At 46.5% G+C, this 19577-nt stretch carries 24 protein-coding genes; 21 read left to right on the top strand and 3 right to left on the bottom strand.

Features of this window, described 5'->3' with window-relative positions; genetic code table 11:
- Nucleotides 1-9: 9 nt before the first annotated feature.
- The 3 genes from SDEN_RS18985 to flgA all read right to left on the bottom strand — a co-directional run bounded on the left by SDEN_RS18985 (nucleotide 10) and on the right by flgA (nucleotide 1634).
- Nucleotides 10-474, bottom strand: coding sequence for a flagellar protein FlgN (locus SDEN_RS18985; RefSeq protein ID WP_011498068.1), 465 nt, complete (start codon nucleotides 472-474; stop codon nucleotides 10-12).
- Complete coding sequence (gene flgM, locus SDEN_RS18980) at nucleotides 467-748, bottom strand: flagellar biosynthesis anti-sigma factor FlgM (RefSeq protein WP_011498067.1); 282 nt, start codon at nucleotides 746-748, stop codon at nucleotides 467-469. Before flgM ends, SDEN_RS18985 begins: the two co-directional genes overlap by 8 nt.
- A gap of 115 nt (nucleotides 749-863) precedes the next feature.
- Nucleotides 864-1634 (bottom strand): flagellar basal body P-ring formation chaperone FlgA, encoded by a 771-nt coding sequence (gene flgA, locus SDEN_RS18975; RefSeq protein WP_408640229.1) that lies wholly within the window; start codon nucleotides 1632-1634, stop codon nucleotides 864-866.
- A gap of 102 nt (nucleotides 1635-1736) precedes the next feature.
- Between flgA and flgB the strand changes: the two genes are divergently transcribed.
- The 21 genes from flgB (at nucleotide 1737) to SDEN_RS18870 (ending at nucleotide 19569) form a co-directional block, all read left to right on the top strand.
- Nucleotides 1737-2087, top strand: a complete 351-nt coding sequence (gene flgB, locus SDEN_RS18970) for a flagellar basal body rod protein FlgB (protein ID WP_011498065.1) — start codon at nucleotides 1737-1739, stop codon at nucleotides 2085-2087.
- Between the two features lie 8 nt (nucleotides 2088-2095).
- Nucleotides 2096-2515: a flagellar basal body rod protein FlgC gene (flgC, locus tag SDEN_RS18965; protein WP_011498064.1), complete on the top strand. Its 420-nt coding sequence runs from the start codon at nucleotides 2096-2098 to the stop codon at nucleotides 2513-2515.
- Between the two features lie 2 nt (nucleotides 2516-2517).
- Nucleotides 2518-3180 (top strand): flagellar hook capping FlgD N-terminal domain-containing protein, encoded by a 663-nt coding sequence (locus SDEN_RS18960; RefSeq protein WP_011498063.1) that lies wholly within the window; start codon nucleotides 2518-2520, stop codon nucleotides 3178-3180.
- A gap of 21 nt (nucleotides 3181-3201) precedes the next feature.
- A complete protein-coding gene (gene flgE / locus SDEN_RS18955; RefSeq protein WP_011498062.1) occupies nucleotides 3202-4410 on the top strand; it encodes a flagellar hook protein FlgE in 1209 nt (402 codons plus the stop codon).
- A gap of 11 nt (nucleotides 4411-4421) precedes the next feature.
- Nucleotides 4422-5156: a flagellar basal body rod protein FlgF gene (locus SDEN_RS18950; RefSeq protein WP_011498061.1), complete on the top strand. Its 735-nt coding sequence runs from the start codon at nucleotides 4422-4424 to the stop codon at nucleotides 5154-5156.
- A gap of 11 nt (nucleotides 5157-5167) precedes the next feature.
- Nucleotides 5168-5953, top strand: a complete 786-nt coding sequence (flgG, locus tag SDEN_RS18945) for a flagellar basal-body rod protein FlgG (protein ID WP_011498060.1) — start codon at nucleotides 5168-5170, stop codon at nucleotides 5951-5953.
- 11 nt (nucleotides 5954-5964) lie between these two features.
- Complete coding sequence (flgH, locus tag SDEN_RS18940) at nucleotides 5965-6624, top strand: flagellar basal body L-ring protein FlgH (protein WP_011498059.1); 660 nt, start codon at nucleotides 5965-5967, stop codon at nucleotides 6622-6624.
- A 14-nt stretch (nucleotides 6625-6638) separates the two neighbouring features.
- Nucleotides 6639-7754: a flagellar basal body P-ring protein FlgI gene (locus tag SDEN_RS18935; RefSeq protein WP_011498058.1), complete on the top strand. Its 1116-nt coding sequence runs from the start codon at nucleotides 6639-6641 to the stop codon at nucleotides 7752-7754.
- Nucleotides 7754-8173: a rod-binding protein gene (locus tag SDEN_RS18930; protein WP_011498057.1), complete on the top strand. Its 420-nt coding sequence runs from the start codon at nucleotides 7754-7756 to the stop codon at nucleotides 8171-8173. Before SDEN_RS18935 ends, SDEN_RS18930 begins: the two co-directional genes overlap by 1 nt.
- Complete coding sequence (gene flgK / locus SDEN_RS18925; RefSeq protein ID WP_011498056.1) at nucleotides 8170-9543, top strand: flagellar hook-associated protein FlgK; 1374 nt, start codon at nucleotides 8170-8172, stop codon at nucleotides 9541-9543. Before SDEN_RS18930 ends, flgK begins: the two co-directional genes overlap by 4 nt.
- A 27-nt stretch (nucleotides 9544-9570) precedes the next feature.
- Nucleotides 9571-10488 (top strand): flagellar hook-associated protein FlgL, encoded by a 918-nt coding sequence (flgL, locus tag SDEN_RS18920; protein ID WP_011498055.1) that lies wholly within the window; start codon nucleotides 9571-9573, stop codon nucleotides 10486-10488.
- A 44-nt stretch (nucleotides 10489-10532) separates the two neighbouring features.
- Nucleotides 10533-11552 (top strand): hypothetical protein, encoded by a 1020-nt coding sequence (locus SDEN_RS18915; protein WP_011498054.1) that lies wholly within the window; start codon nucleotides 10533-10535, stop codon nucleotides 11550-11552.
- A 233-nt stretch (nucleotides 11553-11785) separates the two neighbouring features.
- Nucleotides 11786-12586 carry a flagellin gene (locus tag SDEN_RS18910; protein WP_011498053.1) on the top strand — a complete coding sequence of 267 codons (801 nt, stop codon included), beginning with the start codon at nucleotides 11786-11788 and terminating at the stop codon, nucleotides 12584-12586.
- A gap of 467 nt (nucleotides 12587-13053) precedes the next feature.
- Nucleotides 13054-14400 (top strand): flagellar filament capping protein FliD, encoded by a 1347-nt coding sequence (gene fliD / locus SDEN_RS18905; protein ID WP_011498052.1) that lies wholly within the window; start codon nucleotides 13054-13056, stop codon nucleotides 14398-14400.
- A 22-nt stretch (nucleotides 14401-14422) separates the two neighbouring features.
- Nucleotides 14423-14803 carry a flagellar export chaperone FliS gene (gene fliS, locus SDEN_RS18900; RefSeq protein WP_011498051.1) on the top strand — a complete coding sequence of 127 codons (381 nt, stop codon included), beginning with the start codon at nucleotides 14423-14425 and terminating at the stop codon, nucleotides 14801-14803.
- A gap of 46 nt (nucleotides 14804-14849) precedes the next feature.
- Nucleotides 14850-15188 carry a hypothetical protein gene (locus SDEN_RS18895; RefSeq protein WP_011498050.1) on the top strand — a complete coding sequence of 113 codons (339 nt, stop codon included), beginning with the start codon at nucleotides 14850-14852 and terminating at the stop codon, nucleotides 15186-15188.
- Complete coding sequence (locus SDEN_RS19970) at nucleotides 15178-16494, top strand: flagellar hook-length control protein FliK (RefSeq protein ID WP_011498049.1); 1317 nt, start codon at nucleotides 15178-15180, stop codon at nucleotides 16492-16494. The genes SDEN_RS18895 and SDEN_RS19970 overlap by 11 nt, the downstream gene beginning before the upstream one ends.
- A 15-nt stretch (nucleotides 16495-16509) precedes the next feature.
- Nucleotides 16510-16965: a flagellar basal body-associated FliL family protein gene (gene fliL, locus SDEN_RS18885; protein WP_011498048.1), complete on the top strand. Its 456-nt coding sequence runs from the start codon at nucleotides 16510-16512 to the stop codon at nucleotides 16963-16965.
- Nucleotides 16966-16975: 10 nt separating this feature from the next.
- Nucleotides 16976-17686 (top strand): RNA polymerase sigma factor FliA, encoded by a 711-nt coding sequence (locus SDEN_RS18880; RefSeq protein ID WP_011498047.1) that lies wholly within the window; start codon nucleotides 16976-16978, stop codon nucleotides 17684-17686.
- Nucleotides 17687-17719: 33 nt separating this feature from the next.
- Complete coding sequence (gene motA / locus SDEN_RS18875) at nucleotides 17720-18577, top strand: flagellar motor stator protein MotA (protein ID WP_011498046.1); 858 nt, start codon at nucleotides 17720-17722, stop codon at nucleotides 18575-18577.
- Complete coding sequence (locus SDEN_RS18870; RefSeq protein WP_011498045.1) at nucleotides 18577-19569, top strand: flagellar motor protein MotB; 993 nt, start codon at nucleotides 18577-18579, stop codon at nucleotides 19567-19569. Before motA ends, SDEN_RS18870 begins: the two co-directional genes overlap by 1 nt.
- Nucleotides 19570-19577 lie beyond the last annotated feature (8 nt).

Raw genomic sequence — 19577 nt, 5'->3', positions numbered from 1 at the left:
GAACAAGGCCTAAGCGGAATAACCTGCACTGATGCCGTAATCGATAGCTTCTTGGTTATCTTGTCCTAGTACGCGTTTAATACTGGTTTGCTGCATCACTAACAATTTGCCGTTAGCTTCATTTTGCTGCTGACTGTCTTGCACGCGAGTTTGTAGGTTTTGCCACAAGAGCTTGATTTGTGGCCTGATATGTTCAGGCAATATCGAGATAAGCTTAGTCATCCCCCCTGGACTATTATCAAACCCAAGTTGGCTTAAGTGCTGGCTGCGAACGCTGGCGCGCTGAGCAAGTTTATCGCAAAGTAAAGTTTGCTGAGTATTGTGAGCCAGCAAGGATTCATTATCTCTGCGCCGCATTAATTCCCGCTGCTGCTCAAGCATATCTTTGAGTTGCGCGTAATCGTCAAGATCGCTGCGTACATCTCGGATCAGCTGCTGTACCAGTTCACGCTTAAGGGCCAAAGAATTATCCATGTTGGTTCAGCATTTGCTCAGCTATTTTTTCAAGATCGAGTTCGAAACTGCCATTTTTCAATGACTCACGCAGGGCGCTTACTTTATCTGTATCGATATCATCGAGTGCGTGCAATGCATTTTGCGATTTTTCCAGTAGTTGCCAATCTTTGCTGATAGTTGCTTGTTTAGGTGCAGTTGTGACAACAGCGGCTCCAGCTTGAGTTGGAGCTTGCTGGCCTTTATTGGTACTAATTTCAGCGCTAAGCGCACTGGGTATCTTCTGAATTTCCATAATAAACCTGCCGGACTATTGGATTGATTAATATGCTAAGGCGGCAAGAAAAACGAAAACTTAAACAATGTTTTCACTTTTTTCCGCAATGGTAGCCAAAGTATTTCCGCTAGCGCTAAAACTGTGTTTGTACTCTTCCTTTAGATATCGGGTAGGCCGTAATAACCTTGCCTGAGCGGCTATTTTTCACCCTAATAGGCTCGCCCTGCTTGCCTGAATCCATAGCGACGCCTGTCATTTTTGCATGAAACCCTTGGCTATTAGCCTCGATAATCACCGGCTCACCGAGTTTCACCAGTACAGGAGCATCAAGATAACTGGCTTTTATTATACTGTTTTTTCTAAGTTTTCTAACCACTTGCTGACCAACGATGTCGACCTCTCGACTGAGAATATCCTTATCCGCCGGCTTCAATGTTAGTGTGCGCCAGTTTAAATCGGTTGCGCTGACGGTCTCGCTGCGCATCAAGGTGCGATTCACAACCGGCAAACGCGCGGTCACAGTCACTATAGCTCGGACATACAAACTCCAACTAGGATTGCTGCAGGTTAACTTTCGCTGCACCCGACCATAGGGCAGGCCTTTACTGGGCTCAATGCTAAGACCTTGCACACAGGGAGGCAGTGATTTAGCTGAGGACGGAATTCTTAATTCACTCTTGTGGTTAAGCTCATTGATATCTTGTTGTTTTTGCCATGTTTTAAGATCTGCTGCAATTTCAGCTGTTAGCTTATTGCTGATCTGTTGCTGAGTGCTCGCAGTGGTAAAGGACAGCGCCATCATACTGAGTTGCCCTGAAGGACTCGCCTGCAAGGTAAGCGGAAGTAAAATAAAGGCAAGGAGAATAACATGGGAAATGCGTGTTCCGACTGGCAATGGACTCACCTTGTAAGTTGTTGTTTATATTTGAGTTACCGTGTTGGCATGACTATTGAATAGTCAGGTTCCATTAAGGCGCCCGCTGGGCATACATTACTAGGAGTTGGCATGGCTATCAACCTTGATACCGCATTAGGTGTACATCCATTGGCTTTAGATTTTAGGGTGGAGCGCAGTAAGATTTTAGCGGGAAACTTGGTGAATGCTGAAACTCCAGGTTATCAGGCTAAAGATCTCGATTTTAGTGTCTTAATGGCGCAGCTCGATGCGGGTATCAAACCAGGCAATGGTTATGAGCCGTCTTATCGTATTCCTTATCAAAACACTGCCGATGGCAATACGGTTGAGATGGGTAAAGAGCAGGCAAGATATTCTGAAAATGCCATGGACTATCAAACCAGCTTAACTTTTTTAAACATGAAGATAGCCGGACTTAAGTCTGCTATCGAAGGTCGCTAGGAGCGCTTATGTCATTCGGTGAAATCTATCAAATTGCGGGTGCGGGCATGAATGCGCAAACCATTCGCCTCAATACTGTTGCCAGTAACATAGCTAACGCAGGTACCGCGGCAGAAACCCCTGAAGAGGCCTATCGTGCCCTTAAGCCTGTGTTCGCCACGGTATATGAGCAATTTCAACAAAATGCCACCTCAGGAGCCTCAGTTGAGGTAATGGATATAGTGCAGACCAGTGCGCCGCTGGATTTACGTTATGAGCCTAACCATCCCTACGCCGATGAGCAAGGTTATGTGGCTTACTCAAACGTCAACACAGTTGATGAAATGGCCGACATGATGGCCGCCAGTCGCTCCTTTGAAACCAGTGTAGAAATCATGAACCGTGCGCGCTCTATGCAGCAAGGTTTGTTGCAACTGGGGGGTAATTAATCATGCAAGTGACTAATGCGAAGGAAAGCCAAGGGAGTCACACTGCCAATGTATTGCAGTCCCCTGGCAATGATGCTGCTTCGTTAAAAAATGAATTTATGACCTTGATGATTGCCCAAATCAAGAATCAAGATCCCACCAAACCTATTGAAAGCGCTGAGTATGTGTCGCAGTTAGCTCAATTTTCTCAGGTAGAAAGTTTGGAGTACATGCGTAAAAACCAATCATCGCAAATGGTGATGATGGAAAACTTAGGCATAGTGCAGTCGGCTTCACTCATTGGTAAGAGCGCCACTGTGCCAGCGTCCAATCTACAGCTCGGTACTGAGCCTATAGAAGGTAAAGTCTTTTTAGACAATGCCGTAGAAGACTTAACCATTGAGGTGGTTAATCAGCAGGGGCAAGTGGTCCACAGTTTAAAAATGGGTGCTCAAGGTAAGGGAGATATTCAATTTGCTTTTGATCCGACCGCCGCTGGCTTGGCTGAGGGCAAATATGAGCTTAAGGCTAAGGCGACTGTCGGTGAATCCGTGCTAATCGCCCCGACGTATGTGAAAGCTGAGATAGAGAAAATCCATTTTTCTAGCGCTTCAGGAATGATGATGGCCGAAATGAGTAACGGCTTAGGCATAGTTCCTGTGCTAAACATTTCTGAAGTTTCTTAATCATTTTAATAGGATATAAAAATGTCGTTCAATATTGCTTTAAGTGGCCTGCAATCAACCACCCAAGACTTAAATACCATAAGTAACAACATTGCTAACTCATCCACCGTAGGTTTTCGCGGTGGTCGTAGTGAATTTGCCGCCATCTACAATGGTGGCCAAGCCGGTGGTGTGAGTGTGATGTCTACCACGCAAAACTTCACTAAAGGCGGCAGCTTAACCTACACAGGTCGTCAATTAGACATGGGCATTCAAGGTGATGGCTTTTTCGTGCTTAAAGGTACAGATGGCGCCAACATGTATGCCCGTGCAGGTATGTTTCATCAAGATTCTCAAGGTTTTGTGGTTGACCCTGTGGGTAACCGTTTGCAAGGTTATGGCGCCAGTGCCACTGGCCGTATTCAAACTGGTAACGCTATCGACTTGCAAATTCAAACCGCCTCTTTAGCGGCTAAAGCCACCACTGATGTGGCGCTAGTCTCTAACCTAGATGCTCGTGTTGCTGTGATAGACCCTTTAGTAACACCATTTGATGCCACTAAATCAGACACTTTTCATTCATCTAACACTGTAAGCGTGTATGACTCCTTAGGGACTGAACACGCGATGATCCAATATTATGTCAAAACTGGCCCTAATGACTGGAACGTACATTTTATGATGGACGGTAAGGATGTGACCCCTGCAGCGGGTCATAAAATGACGTTCGACAGCAATGGTGTGTTGCAAACGGGCAAGACACTTAACTTAGCCATTGCCGATCCGACCTTGCTTAAAGGTGCATCAGCATTGAGCTTTGATATCGCTTACGACAAGAGCACTCAGTACGCGGCTAACTATAACAACTCTAGTCTGCGCCAAGATGGCTTTACTTCAGGTGAATTAAAGGGCGTGCGTCTAGATGATAACGGCTTGGTTTATGGTACTTACACTAACGGCCAAGAGTTACTTCAAGGTCAAGTGGCGCTAGCTAACTTTAGCAACCCCAATGGTCTTAAGCCTGTGAGCAATAATGCTTGGATAGCGTCAAATGAAGCGGGTCAAGCGATCATGGGCGCACCTTCAACGGGCACCATGGGGACTGTCACTGGCGGTTATTTGGAAGGCTCAAACGTAGATACCACAGCTGAAATGGTGAACTTGATGTCGGCGCAACGCAATTATCAATCCAATGCCAAGGTATTAGATGTTAATTCGACCATGCAGCAAGCGCTACTGAACTCCATTTAAGGGATTAACTCATGGATAAGATGCTGTACACGGCGGCCAGCGGTGCGAGTCGCATTATGGAAGCGCAAAGCATAAGGGCTAACAACTTAGCCAATGCGGAAACCACAGGTTTTAAGGCTGACTTAGAACGAGTTAAATCCATGGCTTTACCTGGGGTGGAAGCTTCGCTGAGCACTCGCGTACTGGTGCAAACCCAGAGCAATGGCTTTAGCCAGCAAAGCGGTGAGATGAATCACACCGGCCGTAACCTTGATATGGCAATTCGTGATCGCGGCCTATTTACTGTGATGGTGGATGGCGGCGAAGCTTATACCCGCGCAGGGGCCATGATAGCAGACGCCGAAGGGCAGCTTACCGTTAATGGTCGTCCGGTTCTGGGTATCGATGGCCCTATGGTGCTGCCTGAGCATAAGGATTTATTCGTCGGTGAAGATGGCACCATCAGTGTGCTGCCGGCAGAAGGCGGGGTTATTCAAGAAGTGGGCCGCCTGAAAATGGTTAATCCTGAACTTAATGAGTTAACTAAAGGCGCCGATGGCCTGCTTTATCCTATCGCTGCAGGCGTGTTAGCCGCCGATGATGGCGTACAGGTGGATAGCGGTTATTTAGAGTCTAGTAATGTGCAGGCGGTGTCAGAGCTTATTGCATCCATGGATTTGAGCCGTCAATTTGAAATCCAAGTGAAACTGATGAAAAGCGCCGAAAAACTCGCAGAAGCGGGTAATCGCCTGATAAGAAATGCTTAAGGAATAGACTCATGCAATCAGCATTATGGGTAAGTAAAACCGGCCTAGCCGCGCAAGACACCAAAATGACCACCATAGCCAACAACTTGGCAAACGTGAATACCACTGGCTTTAAGCGTGACCGGGTTGCCTTTAATGACTTGTTCTATCAAGTCCAGCGTCAGCCTGGCGGCCAAGTCGATGAGCTAAACCAGTTACCTTCAGGGTTACAGTTAGGTACGGGAACTCGAGTTGCCGGTACGCAAAAAGTATTTACCACAGGTGATGTGCACAACACTAGCCAGCAACTTGATCTTGCCATTGAAGGCAATGGTTTTTTCCAAGTGGAAGAGCCAAATGGTGATTTAGCTTACACTCGCGATGGTCAGTTTTATCGCAGCAGTGAAGGCATGATGGTGACCTCCCAAGGCTTGCCGTTAGTGCCCAATATCGTTATTCCAGAAGACTCGACCAATATCACCATAGCCACAGACGGCATAGTGATGGCAACCATTGCAGGCGACGCCGAGCCACAAGAGTTAGGTCAAATTACCCTGATTAACTTTACTAACCCTGCCGGTTTAGAAGCTCGTGGCAATAACTTGTACCGTGAAACCGCCGCATCAGGTGTTGCGGTGGAAGGGGTGGCTGGCGATCAAGCGTTAGGCGGCCTGCGCCAAGGTTCATTGGAAGGCTCAAACGTCAATGTGGTGGAAGAAATGGTGGAGATGATTTCGACCCAGCGAGCTTATGAAATGAATGCTAAGGTCGTTTCAGCTTCCGATGACATGCTTAAGTTTCTTAATCAGTCAGTATAAGGGGTTATTTGATGCGTTGGTTATTGCTGTTAGCTTTCTTATTGTCAGGTTGTGCAGCACATCTTCCTGAAGCTGAAACTAAGCCTGATACTAAAGATTGGGCACCACCAGAAGTGGATTACAGTCTACCGGACGCTAAAGATGGCAGCTTATATCGCCCAGGGTATATGTTAACCCTGTTTAAAGATAAGCGTGCTTATCGTGAGGGCGACATACTCACGGTAGCCTTGGATGAAAAAACTTATTCAAGTAAAAAAGCCGATACCAAGACCAACAAACAGCAAGGCATGTCATTAGGTTTAAGTGGCTCAGCGGGCAGTGAAGATGTCAAAACCAATGGCAATGCTTCGCTTAATCGCGGCTTTTCAGGCATGGGCTCAAGCACCCAGCAAAACCAGTTGTCAGGTTCAATTACCGTGACGGTTTCCAAAGTGTTGCCGAACGGCACCTTGCTTATTCGCGGCGAAAAATGGTTAAGGCTCAATCAAGGGGATGAATACCTGCGTTTGTTAGGGCTTATTCGCGCCGACGATATTGACAACACTAATACTATTTCTTCCCAACGTATCGCCGATGCACGGATTATCTATGGTGGCCAAGGCGCCATCGCCGACAGCAATGCTATGGGTTGGGCTTCTCGTTATTTTAATAGCCCTTGGTTCCCGCTTTAATGAAGGATTTTACTATGTTGCGCCTGCTTCTTATTCTGCCTTTGCTGGTGGCTTTGCCCTTAAAAGCGGCGGAGCAAACCCGTGTGTTAATGGATATTGTCGATATACAAGGCTTACGTGAAAACCAGTTGGTGGGTTACGGTTTAGTGGTGGGCTTAAGTGGCTCTGGAGATCGCTCTCAAGTGCGCTTTACCAGCCAATCTGTGGTGAATATGTTGAAACAGTTTGGGGTACAGGTGGATGATAATACCGATCCTAAACTTAAAAACGTCGCCGCCGTTGCCGTTCATGCCACAGTGCCTTCACTGGCCAGTCCGGGGCAGAGTATCGACGTTACCGTCTCATCAATAGGTGATGCCAAAAGCTTACAGGGCGGCACGCTATTGATGACGCCACTAAGGGCCATCGATGGCGAAGTTTATGCCATAGCCCAGGGTAACTTGGTGGTGGGCGGCGTATCAGCTTCCGGTCGTAACGGCTCTTCAATTACAGTGAACGTGCCAACCGTTGGCACTATTCCTAATGGCGCTTTATTGGAGGCGTCGATTAGCAGCAATTTTAATGACAATCCTGACATCATTTTAAATTTGCGCAGCCCAAGCTTTAAGACTGCGCGCAATATCGAGCGCAGCATCAATGACATGTTTGGCCCAGGAGTTGCCCGCGCCGATAGTCATGCCAAAGTGCTGGTTCATGCACCCAAAACCCCCAGTGAGCGAGTGACGTTTGTATCCATGCTTGAAGAGCTAGATATAGTGCAGGGCCGCAAGGTGCCGCGCATTGTGTTCAATAGCCGTACAGGCACAGTGGTGATGGGCGGTGATGTGGTGGTGCGTAAAGCTGCCGTGAGTCATGGCAATCTGACTGTTACCATAGTCGAGAGCGAAAATGTCAGCCAGCCCAATGGGGCTTATTTCGGCAATGCCGCCGGTGAAACTGTGGTGACCAAGGACAGTCAAGTCACGGTCGAGCAAGCGAACAAGCGCATGTTTGTCTGGGAAGAAGGCGTAGCATTGGAAGAAATTGTAAAAGCGGTTAATAGCCTTGGCGCAGCGCCTATGGATTTAATGGCGATACTCGAAGCCTTAAACGAAGCGGGTGCTTTAGAAGCTGAATTGGTGGTGATCTAATGAAACTTGAGAATGCAGGCGGTTACCTAGCAGGCCTTAATGCCAGCGACTTGATTAAAACTAATGGTGAGCAAGGCGCATTAAGGGTGGTAAGCCAACAGTTTGAAGCGCAATTTTTGCAAACCGTGCTCAAACAGATGCGCTCAGCTTCAGATGCTATGGCGGATGAAGACAGTCCGTTCTCATCTAAAAATGATGGGCTATATCGTGACCTTCACGACGCCGAGTTGGCGATGCAGTTGAGTAAATTGCAGACCATGGGCTTGTCTGAGGTGATGACTAAACAATTATCCGGTGCACTTAAGTCAAACCATGAAGTGGTCGCCTTGCAGATAGATAAGCCACACCAAGCAATGACCACTACCGCGATGCAACCTGCGTTAATCATGCCTAAGCTCGCCAAGGATACTCCAGAATGAATATGCTCAACATTGGTAAATCTGGGCTGCTTGCCAGCGCAGCGTCACTGAATGCCACCTCGAACAACGTCGCCAATGCTATGGTGGCGGGTTATTCTCGCCAACAAGTGATGACAAGCTCAGTGGGCGGCGGGGCTTATGGCGGCGGTGCTGGCGTCTATGTGGATGGCGTGCGCCGAATTTCTGACCAATACGAAGTGGCGCAGCTGTGGAAAACCAATAGTGATGTGGGCTTCTCTAAAATTCAAACCAGTTATTTAGGCCAAGCCGAACAAGTGTTTGGTGCCGATGGTAATGATATTTCTAAAGGCTTAGGTCTGGTCTTCGCGGCGATGAATTCCGCCATGGAGCAACCAAACCTGATTGCTCATCGTCAAGGTATCATCAATGAAACCAAAGCCTTGGTGCAAAGGGTTCATTCAATTAACGAAAGCCTAAGCTCACAACGTGAACAAATTAATGGTCAGTTAGGCTCATCGGTCAAGCTGGTGAACACTCAGCTGGATATCATCAGCAAGTTCAATAAAGACATACGGGCGGCGAGTGCGATTGGCACAGTACCAGCAGCACTGCAAGATGGCCGTGATGCCGCCATTAATGAGCTGGCATCATTAATTGATATTCGAGTGGTCGAAGATGCCCAAGGATTAGTGAATATTTCCTTGGAAAAAGGCGAACCCCTGATTGCGGGCAATACCAAAGCCACATTAAGCACAGTGCCTGATCCATTAAATCCAGCTAACAGTAATATCAGCATCCAATTTGGCAAAAGCCAGTTTGTGTTTGAAAACTCAGTGGGCGGTAGCATGGGGTCGTTAATGACCTACAGAGACACTCAGCTGGCCAATTCTCAGACCTATATTGATGAATTAGCCCAGCATCTGGCCAATGAATTTAATAATACCTTAGCCTTAGGTACGGATTTATCCGGCGCGGCGCCAGTTAAGAATTTTTTAAGCGTTAATAGCGTGAATCCAGCAGGGAGTTTAGCCATCAGCAGTGGCTTTACTCCAGAAGATCTCGCCCTCGGCTTAGATGGTACTCAAGGCGACAACAGTAACTTGAAGGCGTTAGCGGCATTAGCGAGTAAATCGTTGGGGTTTACCAGCCTTGGCGGGGCGGTGAGCTTAGGTGAATCCTTCTCCAGCATAGTCGGCGCCCTAGGCTCAGCCTCTAGGCAGGCCAAAGCCGATGCTAAGACCAATACTGATTTACACACGGAAGCAAAATCTCAGTGGGCCAGCACTAGTGGCGTCAACCCCGATGAAGAAGGGGTTAACCTTATTGTTTATCAACAGGCTTATCAGGCTAATGCCAAGGTGATCACCACGGCAGAGCGTCTATTTCAGACGGTACTCAACAGCTTTTAAGGCTAAATAGCCGCTAAGGAATCACTCATGCGCGTAACCATGCAAAATTTGTATACCAATAACTTAACGAGTCTGCAAAACACCACCGCCGATGTGGCACGGTTAAACCAGATGATGTCTCAAGGCCTGTCTATTCTTGCGCCTTCTGATGATCCCATTGGCGCCGTGCGTGTGATGGCGAGTGAGCGTGACTTAGCCGCCGTTGGGCAATACATTAAGAATATCGATGCCGTAAGCACCAGCTTAGGCCGCGCTGAAACACATTTAAGTAGCATGGTTGAAGTGCAATTACGGATGCGTGAAATTGGCGTATTGGCCAGTAATGGCACGCTTTCGGTGAGCGATCGCAGCGCTTATGCGGCAGAAATTGATGAGTTGCTTAAGTCTTTGGTCAGCAGTATTAACGCCAAAGATGATGGCGGCAATTCGGTTTTTGCGGGTAATCTGGTCGATAAGGCGACGGTAGTATTAGATGCTAGCGGCAAGTATGTTTATCAGGGTGATAATAATACACGCCAAGTGCAAACATCGCCCTCGTCTTGGATTGAGTCTAATGCCACGGCCCAGGAGGTATTATTCGGTAATGGCAGTCAAGACATACTCAATGCCGCCGTCGATTTTGTTACTGCCTTAAAAGATCCCAGCTTAAGTCCAGGCTTACCTGCATTTACTGCTGCCACCTTAAGCTTTCAAAGCTCATTAGATGATACCTTGAACAGCATCAATGCCGTGATCACAGACTTTGGTGGTAAGCAGAATAGCTTGTCTTTGATGAAAGCATCCCACGAGGAGATGACCTTGTTTAATCGACAAGTCATTGGTGAAACCCAAGAATTAGATTATGCCGCCGCCACTGCTGAATTTAATGTGAAGTTAACTGCACTTAAGGTCACTCAACAAACGTTTGTGCAGGTGAGCCGCTTAAGTTTGTTTGATCACATGTAATGATGAACAACAGAATCGTTAATGAGTATTAAGGGTTGGGTGAGATGATCAAAGGTGTTGGGGAATCGCTGAATGTGATGCGGCAAAGCCAAAGCTTGGCTCCCGCTGCAGCAGCGACAGGGGGGGTGAGCTCACAATTTGATACTCCAGCGCAGCATGCTATTCCTAAGCACAGGCTCGACAGTTATCAACGCTGGGCTAAAGCTACCGCAGAGCAGCACAGTATTAGCGCATCACAGGTGACCTTGCAGGCGTTAACCCAAGCAAAACAGCTACTGCAACAGCTGGCTAAATTATTGCAAAGTGCGGTGCAAGATGAGCTGCAAGCCCGCCAAAATGAAAAGCTTTGGGATACCGCTGAAACCTTACGGCAGCAATTGCTAGGGCTAAAGCCGCAGTATCAAGGCATTCAATTATTAGATCATCACTTTAATCTACTCTCAACTCCTGCCAATGCTGCCATGCATGCCTTCGTGTTTAAGTCGGTAGACTTGTGTGCGCCTAAGGATCGTGATGAGAAAATCACCATACAACTGGGCAAAAAGACAGTGGTGCTGACCTTAGCCGCCGGCTTAAGCCGCCAGCAATTATTGCAACAGATGGCCCCCATATTCGAGCGTCTTGGGATAAGCCTAGAATTAGTGGCTGACGAGCTAGTGTGTAAGACCCATTCAGCGGTATGGCAGTTGGTGTGTGAGGGCGTGTTGATGATGGGCGAAGGCCAAAGATTACCTGCAGGTGAATTAAGGCAAATCCGCATAGAAGCCAGATATCACTGGCAAGACCCAAGAGAGTGGGGCTTAAGCGCTATAGAGCAAGCAAGACCAACCTTAGCCAAAATTGCCAAAACACAGCAAAAAATAGCCCAACAAGCCAATGAAATAAACACCATTCATCAAGTGCTATTGGCAAGAATTAACGCCAATAGTCAAGCTAAAGACACTCAAGTGGCCCTTAACTACCTCGATAAATACATGCGACCACAACCCTTCAGCTATCAAGTCACCTCCCTGATGGCCCAGAGCAATACCAACAGAGATCAAGTTGGTGCGCTACTGGGTTAAAATTTTAATTGTGAATAAGCAATATTCATGGGTTCATAAATTCAGATATAAAAACCGCCTTTTGGCGGTTTTTTTATATCTGAATCATTCAGGAAATTGATGTTATTGGTATCAGGGAAAGTGTGGTTTTTATCCATGAATGAAATTTTTTACAGATTTTTTCAGTTTCTCTTATCTGTGTCGTTTTATTAGTTTGGATAACAACAACAGCTTATTTTCTTGGAGTAACAATTATGCTTTCAGTTCACACTAACTATGCGTCGCTAGTTTCACAGGGTGCAGTTTCTAAAAGTAACAGCTTATTAACTAACGCTATGGAGCGTTTATCTACCGGTCTTCGTATCAACAGTTCAGCTGATGATGCCGCAGGTTTACAGATTGCTAACCGCATGAATGCCAACATCAAGGGCATGCAAGCCGCTAGCCGTAATATCTCTGATGCGACTTCTATGCTACAAACTGGTGATGGCGCGTTAGAAGAATTAACTACGATAGCTAACCGTCAAAAAGAATTGGCCACACAAGCGGCTAACGGTGTGAATTCACAAGACGATTTAGATGCGTTGGATGCAGAGTTCCAAGCACTTATTCTTGAGTCTGCACGTATTACAGACAAAACCACTTATGCGGGTAATAACTTATTCACTAAATTAACCGGTAGTGTGACCTTTCAAATTGGTGCTGATAAAACTGAAACTTTGGACGTTGCCATTACCGCACCGACAGCTGTAGCTGGAGATTTGAAAAGCGCAGCTAATGCTCGTACTGCTATGGATGCTGTTGATACCAATATCAAAGAAGTGGGCACAGCTCGTTCAGTATTGGGTGCTAGCCTTAACCGTCTTGGCCACACAGCCTCAAACCTTGCCAGCGTACTTGAAAACACTCAAACTGCAGCTGGTCGCATCATGGATGCCGATTTCGCAGTGGAATCAGCCAACATGACCAGAAACCAGATGCTAGTTCAAGCGGGTACTACAGTATTGTCTTCTGCTAACCAGAACACAGGTCTAGTAATGGGTCTATTGCGTTAATAAACAAGCTTAACTAGCACGTTAATCAACAAACTTAATTAACGTGCTAGATAACAAAAGGACCTTAGGGTCCTTTTTTATTGGCCGTTATTTAGGTTTTTTAAGTCAGCCTGAACCTGTCTTTATCCATTCAGTAGATTTATTTCAGTTGTCGGCCTCATGGGTCGACTTTAGTCTTTGCTAGAACCTAGAACCTAGAACCTAGAACCTAGAACCTAGAACCTAGAACCTAGAACCTAGAACCTAGAACCTAGAACCTAGAACCTAGAACCTAGAACCTAGAACCTAGAACGGAAGCAAATTTTCCTACAGTATTGCAGAAACGGAAGTGAGTTTTTCGTTTTATCCTAAGCTTTTAAATTAAGTTTATAAAAAACAATTAGATAAATCTTGGTACAACACTTGCTCTAGCATTATCAATGCGGCTTAGGGCGCTTGAGTGGCTAAGCCGAATTAAAGGAGTTTCCATGATAGGTAATATGAGTGCGGCGCAATTTTCACAGCAGTTAATTTCTGCCGACCGTGCAGGTAAAGATAACCTGTATAAGGGCAAGTTATCGACCCAGAAGACTCAGCTAGATGCCTATAAGTTGTTGGAAACCAGCATGAAGCTGCTGTCCACCAAGCTTAAAAGTATCGACACCGAGGCCTTTAGCAATAAGAAGGCCGATATCAATAACGATTTTGCCAAGGTAACGGTAAAAGCGGGTGCCCCTAAGGGTAATTATGACTTAAATGTGACTCAGTTAGCTCAGTCGCACCAGTTGACCAAGACCTATGCCAGTGAAGACACGCTACTGCCTGCAAGCGGACTGTTTACTGTGCAGTTGGGCAGTGACCCTACCAAAAAGCTCAGCATAGATTTAGCCACAGTCAATGGTGGCGCTGGCATTACAGTCACTCAGCTTAGGGATTTAATTAATAAAGATGCGGCTAACCCTGGCATGCAGGCATCACTGGTGCGCACTGGCGGCCAGGTCGAATTGATGTTGTCTGCTAATAATGGTGGTGCTAGCAATAACCTGACGGTCAATCTAGATGGGGCAGACTGGGGCATGACGCAGAGGCGCGCCGCTCAAGATGCGCAGTTAACCTTAAACGGTATTAGCATCACCAGTAGCAATAATTACTTAGAAAATGTGATTGATGGCGTCAATTTGGATTTAATTAAAGTTCATGGTGTGGGTGAGTCTAGCCAAATCAAGGTTGAAGATGACAGCGAAGCTACCACTCAGGCGGTGAAGGACTTTGTTAGCAACTTTAATACCTTGCTTAGCCAAATTAATCAATTAAGCCGTTCCATGGGTAGCACAGTGACCGATGCCGCTAAGAGCGACGACAAAGATGTGGTTAAGGTGTCGAGTGGTCAAATAGGTGTGCTTAAGGGAGACTCGTCGGTGAGGTTAGTACAGTCTCGTCTTCGAGATGCTGTGTTCAATGATGCCCCTAATGGCATGCGTTTATCGGACATCGGCATTGAGATCGGCAGAGATGGCCTGCTTAAAATGGATGATAAAAAATTTGAAGCTGCGCTTAAAGCTGATGGTAGCAAGGTGCAAGCTATGTTCAGTGATAATGGCAGTTATATCGACAAAATTGAGGCTGTGCTGAAGCCTTACACCGAATTTGATGGGCTATTGTCGATGAAGAAAAAAACCATCGACAGCCAAATCGATCGTATTGAAGACAGTGTTGAGCGCCACAACTACCAGATGACGCAAAAATACAATATTTACTTGGCTCAATTTACCGCCATGGAAGCCACAATTAACCAGTTAAGTGCCGCTAGCAGCTTATTTTCACCTAGAGGCTAGTAAACACAGGAATTTGATCAATATGTTAAATGAGTATGACCCTTTTAGTGCTTACCAACAGACATCACTGGATGCCAAATTGGCATCGGCCACTTCTCATGACATGGTGCGCATGCTGTTAGATGGCCTACTGGAAGAGTTAGACAGGGTTACAGGGCATATGGAACGTAAGCAGTATGAGGCCAAGGGCGTTAGCATTAATAAGTGCCTTAATATCGTTTACGGTTTGGACTCTATGCTGGATTTAGACAATGGCGCCGAAGTGGCGACTAATCTACACAATCTGTATGACTACTGTAGTCGTCAGTTGGTGACAGCAAGCGTTGAGAACGATCCTTTGGCTCTTACTCCTGTAGTGAAAGTGATTCAAGATATTCGCGCCGGTTGGGTGAACCTCAATTGAGCCACTCTGAGCTTAACTTAGCTAGTTTAGCGGCCATGTGTTGCTGATGAAGGCCAATCATAGTGTGCAAATTACCATTGAGCAGTGGCAGCAATTTTCTCTTGGGCTGCGCCATTACGGCGATGCTCAAGACTGGACTAATTTGGTGAAGCTGAATCAACTGCTGATTAAGGCCTTGCATCAAGTTGCAAGGGCTGATTTTACTGAAACCCCGCAACAGGCATTTGCTCGTGTTGAAGTGGAGAAAGTACACACACAAGTGCTTAGGGATCTTAAATTAGCCCGTGATCAGCTGTCCAAAGAGCTAGCTGGTTTTAACTCATCGCAAGTTGGGCTGTTAGCCTATCAATTTACGTGTATTAGTGGGGAAGTCGATGATATCTGATGTGTTAGGGAGTCGTTCATTAACGACAGAGCTGGGCCTACAGTCAAATAATAAGCCCCAAGGCAAGCCATCAGCAGAGCAAGGCGCTTTTGCAAGCTTTGCTAATGATAGGGCTAATGAGGCTAAGCGTGCTTCTGTATCAAAGCCGCAGACCGGCAACGTAGAAGCACAAGAGCCACAGTCAATGGAACTTGAGTCATCAACGCAGGCTCCTTTAGCTGCTGCACCACAGACTGCAGCGCAATTGAGCACGACTCAGATGCCAGTTTGGACTCAAGCCGCAATGGCATCAGCCACAAGTCTAGATGGTCAAACGCTAGCGACAGTCACTGGCTTTGGCACTAAAACTGCAGCAGATTTTAATACCCAAGTTCAAACGGTGGCTCAAAGTACAACTCAAGCCATGGCTCAAACTGTGGCTCAAAGCAGCACTCAAAACAGTATCCAAGCCAGCGTACTCGCTATGCCGATTAACGCTGACATGCTGACTCGTATGCCATCTAAAAAGAGCAGCTCAATGCAGGCTCTTCATCCTCAATCGGGATTGGCTGCTGTGATGGGGCATTCTGTTTCTGCTGGGGCGCAGACCGAGCGCAGTGGAATAACCTTCAGTGATGCTCTTATGCCCAGCCCAGCCGTTAGCACAGGAGCCACTTCAATAACGAGTTTGGCAGCAGACAAGCGATTTGCTGAGCAGCGATGGAGCAATGGCATTGGAGCGACAGCGAAAGAGTCCAGCATACTAACCACTGTGGCACAAGGCTTAGCCCCACAAACTATTGGCAGCACAGTCTTAGCAGACAGCAGCGACAATCAAACACAGCTTTTTACTCAGATGCTAGCAAGAGGGGGGACAGCGCCTAGCGTAAGCCAGTGGGGCCCAGTGCCAGTGAATATGGCGGGCAGTTTAAGCCAACAAGCGCAAGATATGTTAACCCCACTGCGTGAACAGTTAAGGTTTCAAATCGATCAACAGATTAAGCATGCCGAAATCCGTCTCGATCCTCCTGAGCTTGGCAAGCTTGAACTCAATATTCGACTCGACGGCGATAAATTACAAGTGCAAATGCATGCTGCAAACCCAGCGGTTAGAGAAGCACTACTGAGCGGTTTAGATAGACTCAGGGCCGATTTAGCACAGGAATATGGCGGCAGTTTAGATGTGGATGTGGGCCACAATGGCGCGTCGGATAAACAAAATCCGCAACAGCACGAGGGGCGCATGTTAGCTAGTCAGGTGGAGAATTTTGAGCTGCCACAGGCACGACAAACCAGCTCAGATAATCAATTAAACTTATTGGCTTAAGCCAGGAGTAAGGCAATGGCATCAGCAAAGTCAAAATTTTTCAAAGTGTTAGGTTTTCTTTTTTTGATAAGTGCATGGACAGGCGGAGTACTTTGGGCTGATTGGCAAAGTCCCAAATGGGTTGAAGAGTTTTTAGCCGAAGAACCAGTGGTACCCGTGGCAAAATTTTATCCTTTAGATAAGTTTATTATTTCCATTCCCGGAGACAAATATCCCCATTATTTACTGCTTGAACTGGCATTGAAGAGTAATAACCCGAAATTAAAATCGGTATTAGATGAGGCTGATCCTTTGATCCGTAACTCGCTAATGAAGATGTTTTCGCGCAAAAGTTTTGAGCAGCTCAACAGTACTGAACAATTAGATAGCCTACAGAACGAAGCCTTAATGCATATCGTCAAGGTACTGGTTGAGCATAAATTTCCATCGGATATAGATGAAGTGCTCTTTACGCGTATGGTCATACAGTAAGGATGCAGTTATGAATCTCGATGGTCAATTAGCTTACCAAACCGTCAGTGAAGAACCTGCGTTACAGCGTTTATCCGAAGATCAGTTAATCGTACAGTATTTGCCGTTGGTGAAACGTGCAGTGCTGCAACTGCGCAGTCATTGCGGTGCCATGCTGTCACTTGAGGATATGGAGCAAATCGGCATGATGGCACTTATTGAATCCTCAAGGCGATATCCTGGTGAGTTTGATAATGGATTTATTTCTTTTGCGGGGCAGCGAATACGTGGAGCTATTCTGGATGAATTACGCCGTCAGGATTGGCGTCCAAGGCCTGTGCGTCAGCAGGCGCACATTTTGAATGACAAAGTCCGAGAATTGAGCCGAACTTTAGGACGAGAGCCGACCGATACTGAGGTTGCGACTGGGCTTGGACTCTCTCCAGAGGCCTATCGCGAGAGCTTGTACGCCACTCAGGCGGAGTCAATGAAAAGCTTGGATGAGATGCTGACTATTGGCGAGCAACCCGCAGATAAACACAATGAAGTTGAGCGTTTCATGCTCAAAAAAACCTTGATTAAAGCCATGACGAAATTAAATGAAAGAGAACAGTTAATTCTGTCGCTTTACTATCATCATGAACTTAATTTAAAAGAGATTGCATTAACACTGGGATTGACTGAGACCCGCATTTGCCAGCTTCACAAGCAGGCTGTGGCGAAATTGCAAAGCCTTATATAAACGTCGACAGTGACAAGCAACGGATAATAAATAATGAGTAAATTGATTGGCTTAATCATCATTTTAGCGTCAGTTTTTGGCGGCTATATTTGGGCTGGCGGTACCTTGATGTCCCTATGGCAGCCTGCTGAAATTTTAATTATTTTTGGTGCGGGTTTGGGAGCATTAATTATAGCTAACCCTCGCTCAGTGCTTGAAGAGATGTTAGTGCAGACTAAAGAGCTTATTGTTAAAGAAAAAGAAGATCCCGAGCTCTATCCTCAGCTTTTTGCTTTGATGAGCTTGCTCATGAGTCAAATTCAATCCCAAGGCCTTAAAGTGTTGGATGAGCACATTGAAAACCCAAGAGAAAGCTCACTATTTCTTATGTATCCCAGCGTGCTCGAACATCCAGATGTATTGCAGTTTTTGATTGATAATTTGCGCATCCAATCCATAGGTAAGATGTCGCCTCATGATTTAGAGCACTTATTTGAAGAAGAAATTCACCGCATTGAAGAAGACAGATTAAGGCCATCGGAGGCGTTAAATAAAGTGGGTGAAGCTATGCCTGGGTTTGGTATTTTGGCGGCCGTGATGGGGATTATTATCACCATGTCTAACATCGATGGCCCCATTACCATGATCGGCGTAAAAGTGGCTGCAGCCTTGGTGGGCACCTTCATCGGTATTTTTGCCTGTTACTGTTTCTTTGATCCCTTGTCTAAAGCGTTAGAACATCTGGTGGACAGAAAATCGGCTCAGCTTAGGTGTGTCGCTGCTGTGCTGGCCGCTTTTGCTAAAGGTAAGCCGCCAACCATGGCAATAGATGCCGGTCGCAAGCAAATTCAGAGTGAAAACCGTCCTTCGTTCGTGGAATTAGAGCGCTGGATGGAGGAGCAAAAAAGCTAATGCTCCATAAAAATGAACCTATCATCATTAAGCGTGGCAGGCGAAGCAAGCGTTCAGCGAGTCATGGTGGGGCGTGGAAAGTCGCCTTTGCCGATTTCACCTTAGCCATGATGGCGCTATTTATGGTGTTGTGGATCATGCAAATAGCCGATCAAGATGAGCGCAGCCAAATCGTGCAATATTTGCGTGGTGAGATGTATGCTTCGGGGGCGATGAACCCTTTCGATGTGGCGCAATCTTCATCAATTATTGATTTTGAAGGCAGCCCGGCGATTCAGCAGGCGATAATTACATCCGCAGGCAGTGGTCCAGAACGTGCCGGCCCTGCGATGCATAATAATATTCCTGCCGGAGAAGAGGAGCCTAATGCTGGGCAAGGGCCAGAATTTAATGCCATGGTGCCAGGTCAATATGATACTCAAGCTCAGCTTGTGATGTTAGCGCGGCAATTAAATCATGTGGTACAACAATCGAGTATGGCTGACAATATCGCCGTTACCTTGGTGCCTCAAGGGATCCGTATTCTTATTCATGACAATATAGACAGATTTATGTTCACCCGTGGCAGTGCGCAAATGCAGGTCTATTTCGAAGACTTACTTTTGGCTTTAGGACCCGTACTTGGGCAAGTAACCAATGCCATGGTGATTTCTGGACACACGGATTCAACGCCCTATGTGGGTACCGAGTTCACCAATTGGGAGTTATCGAGTAAGCGGGCATTGTTGGCAAGGCGAGTATTGGAGTTTGGTGGGGTTAAGCGCAATCAAGTGATCCAAGTGACAGGCATGGCTGATCAAGTGGCTTATATTCCACAAGAGCCTGCGGCTGCGGCTAATCGCCGCATTGAAGTTTTGATTTTAACCTCTACCACAGAACAGCTTATTCGTGACATGGTTGGTGTACCTGCAGAGCATTTAGATGCAGGAATAGAGTTGCAGGATGCAAAATTACAAGCCGAGTTAGCCTTACCTAGAGTCAGGTATCAATAGTGAAAAAG

The organism is Shewanella denitrificans OS217 (assembly GCF_000013765.1).
Classification (GTDB): domain Bacteria; phylum Pseudomonadota; class Gammaproteobacteria; order Enterobacterales; family Shewanellaceae; genus Shewanella; species Shewanella denitrificans.
The sequence above is the reverse complement of the archived record's forward strand: the minus strand, read 5'-3'. Positions and strand labels throughout refer to the sequence as shown.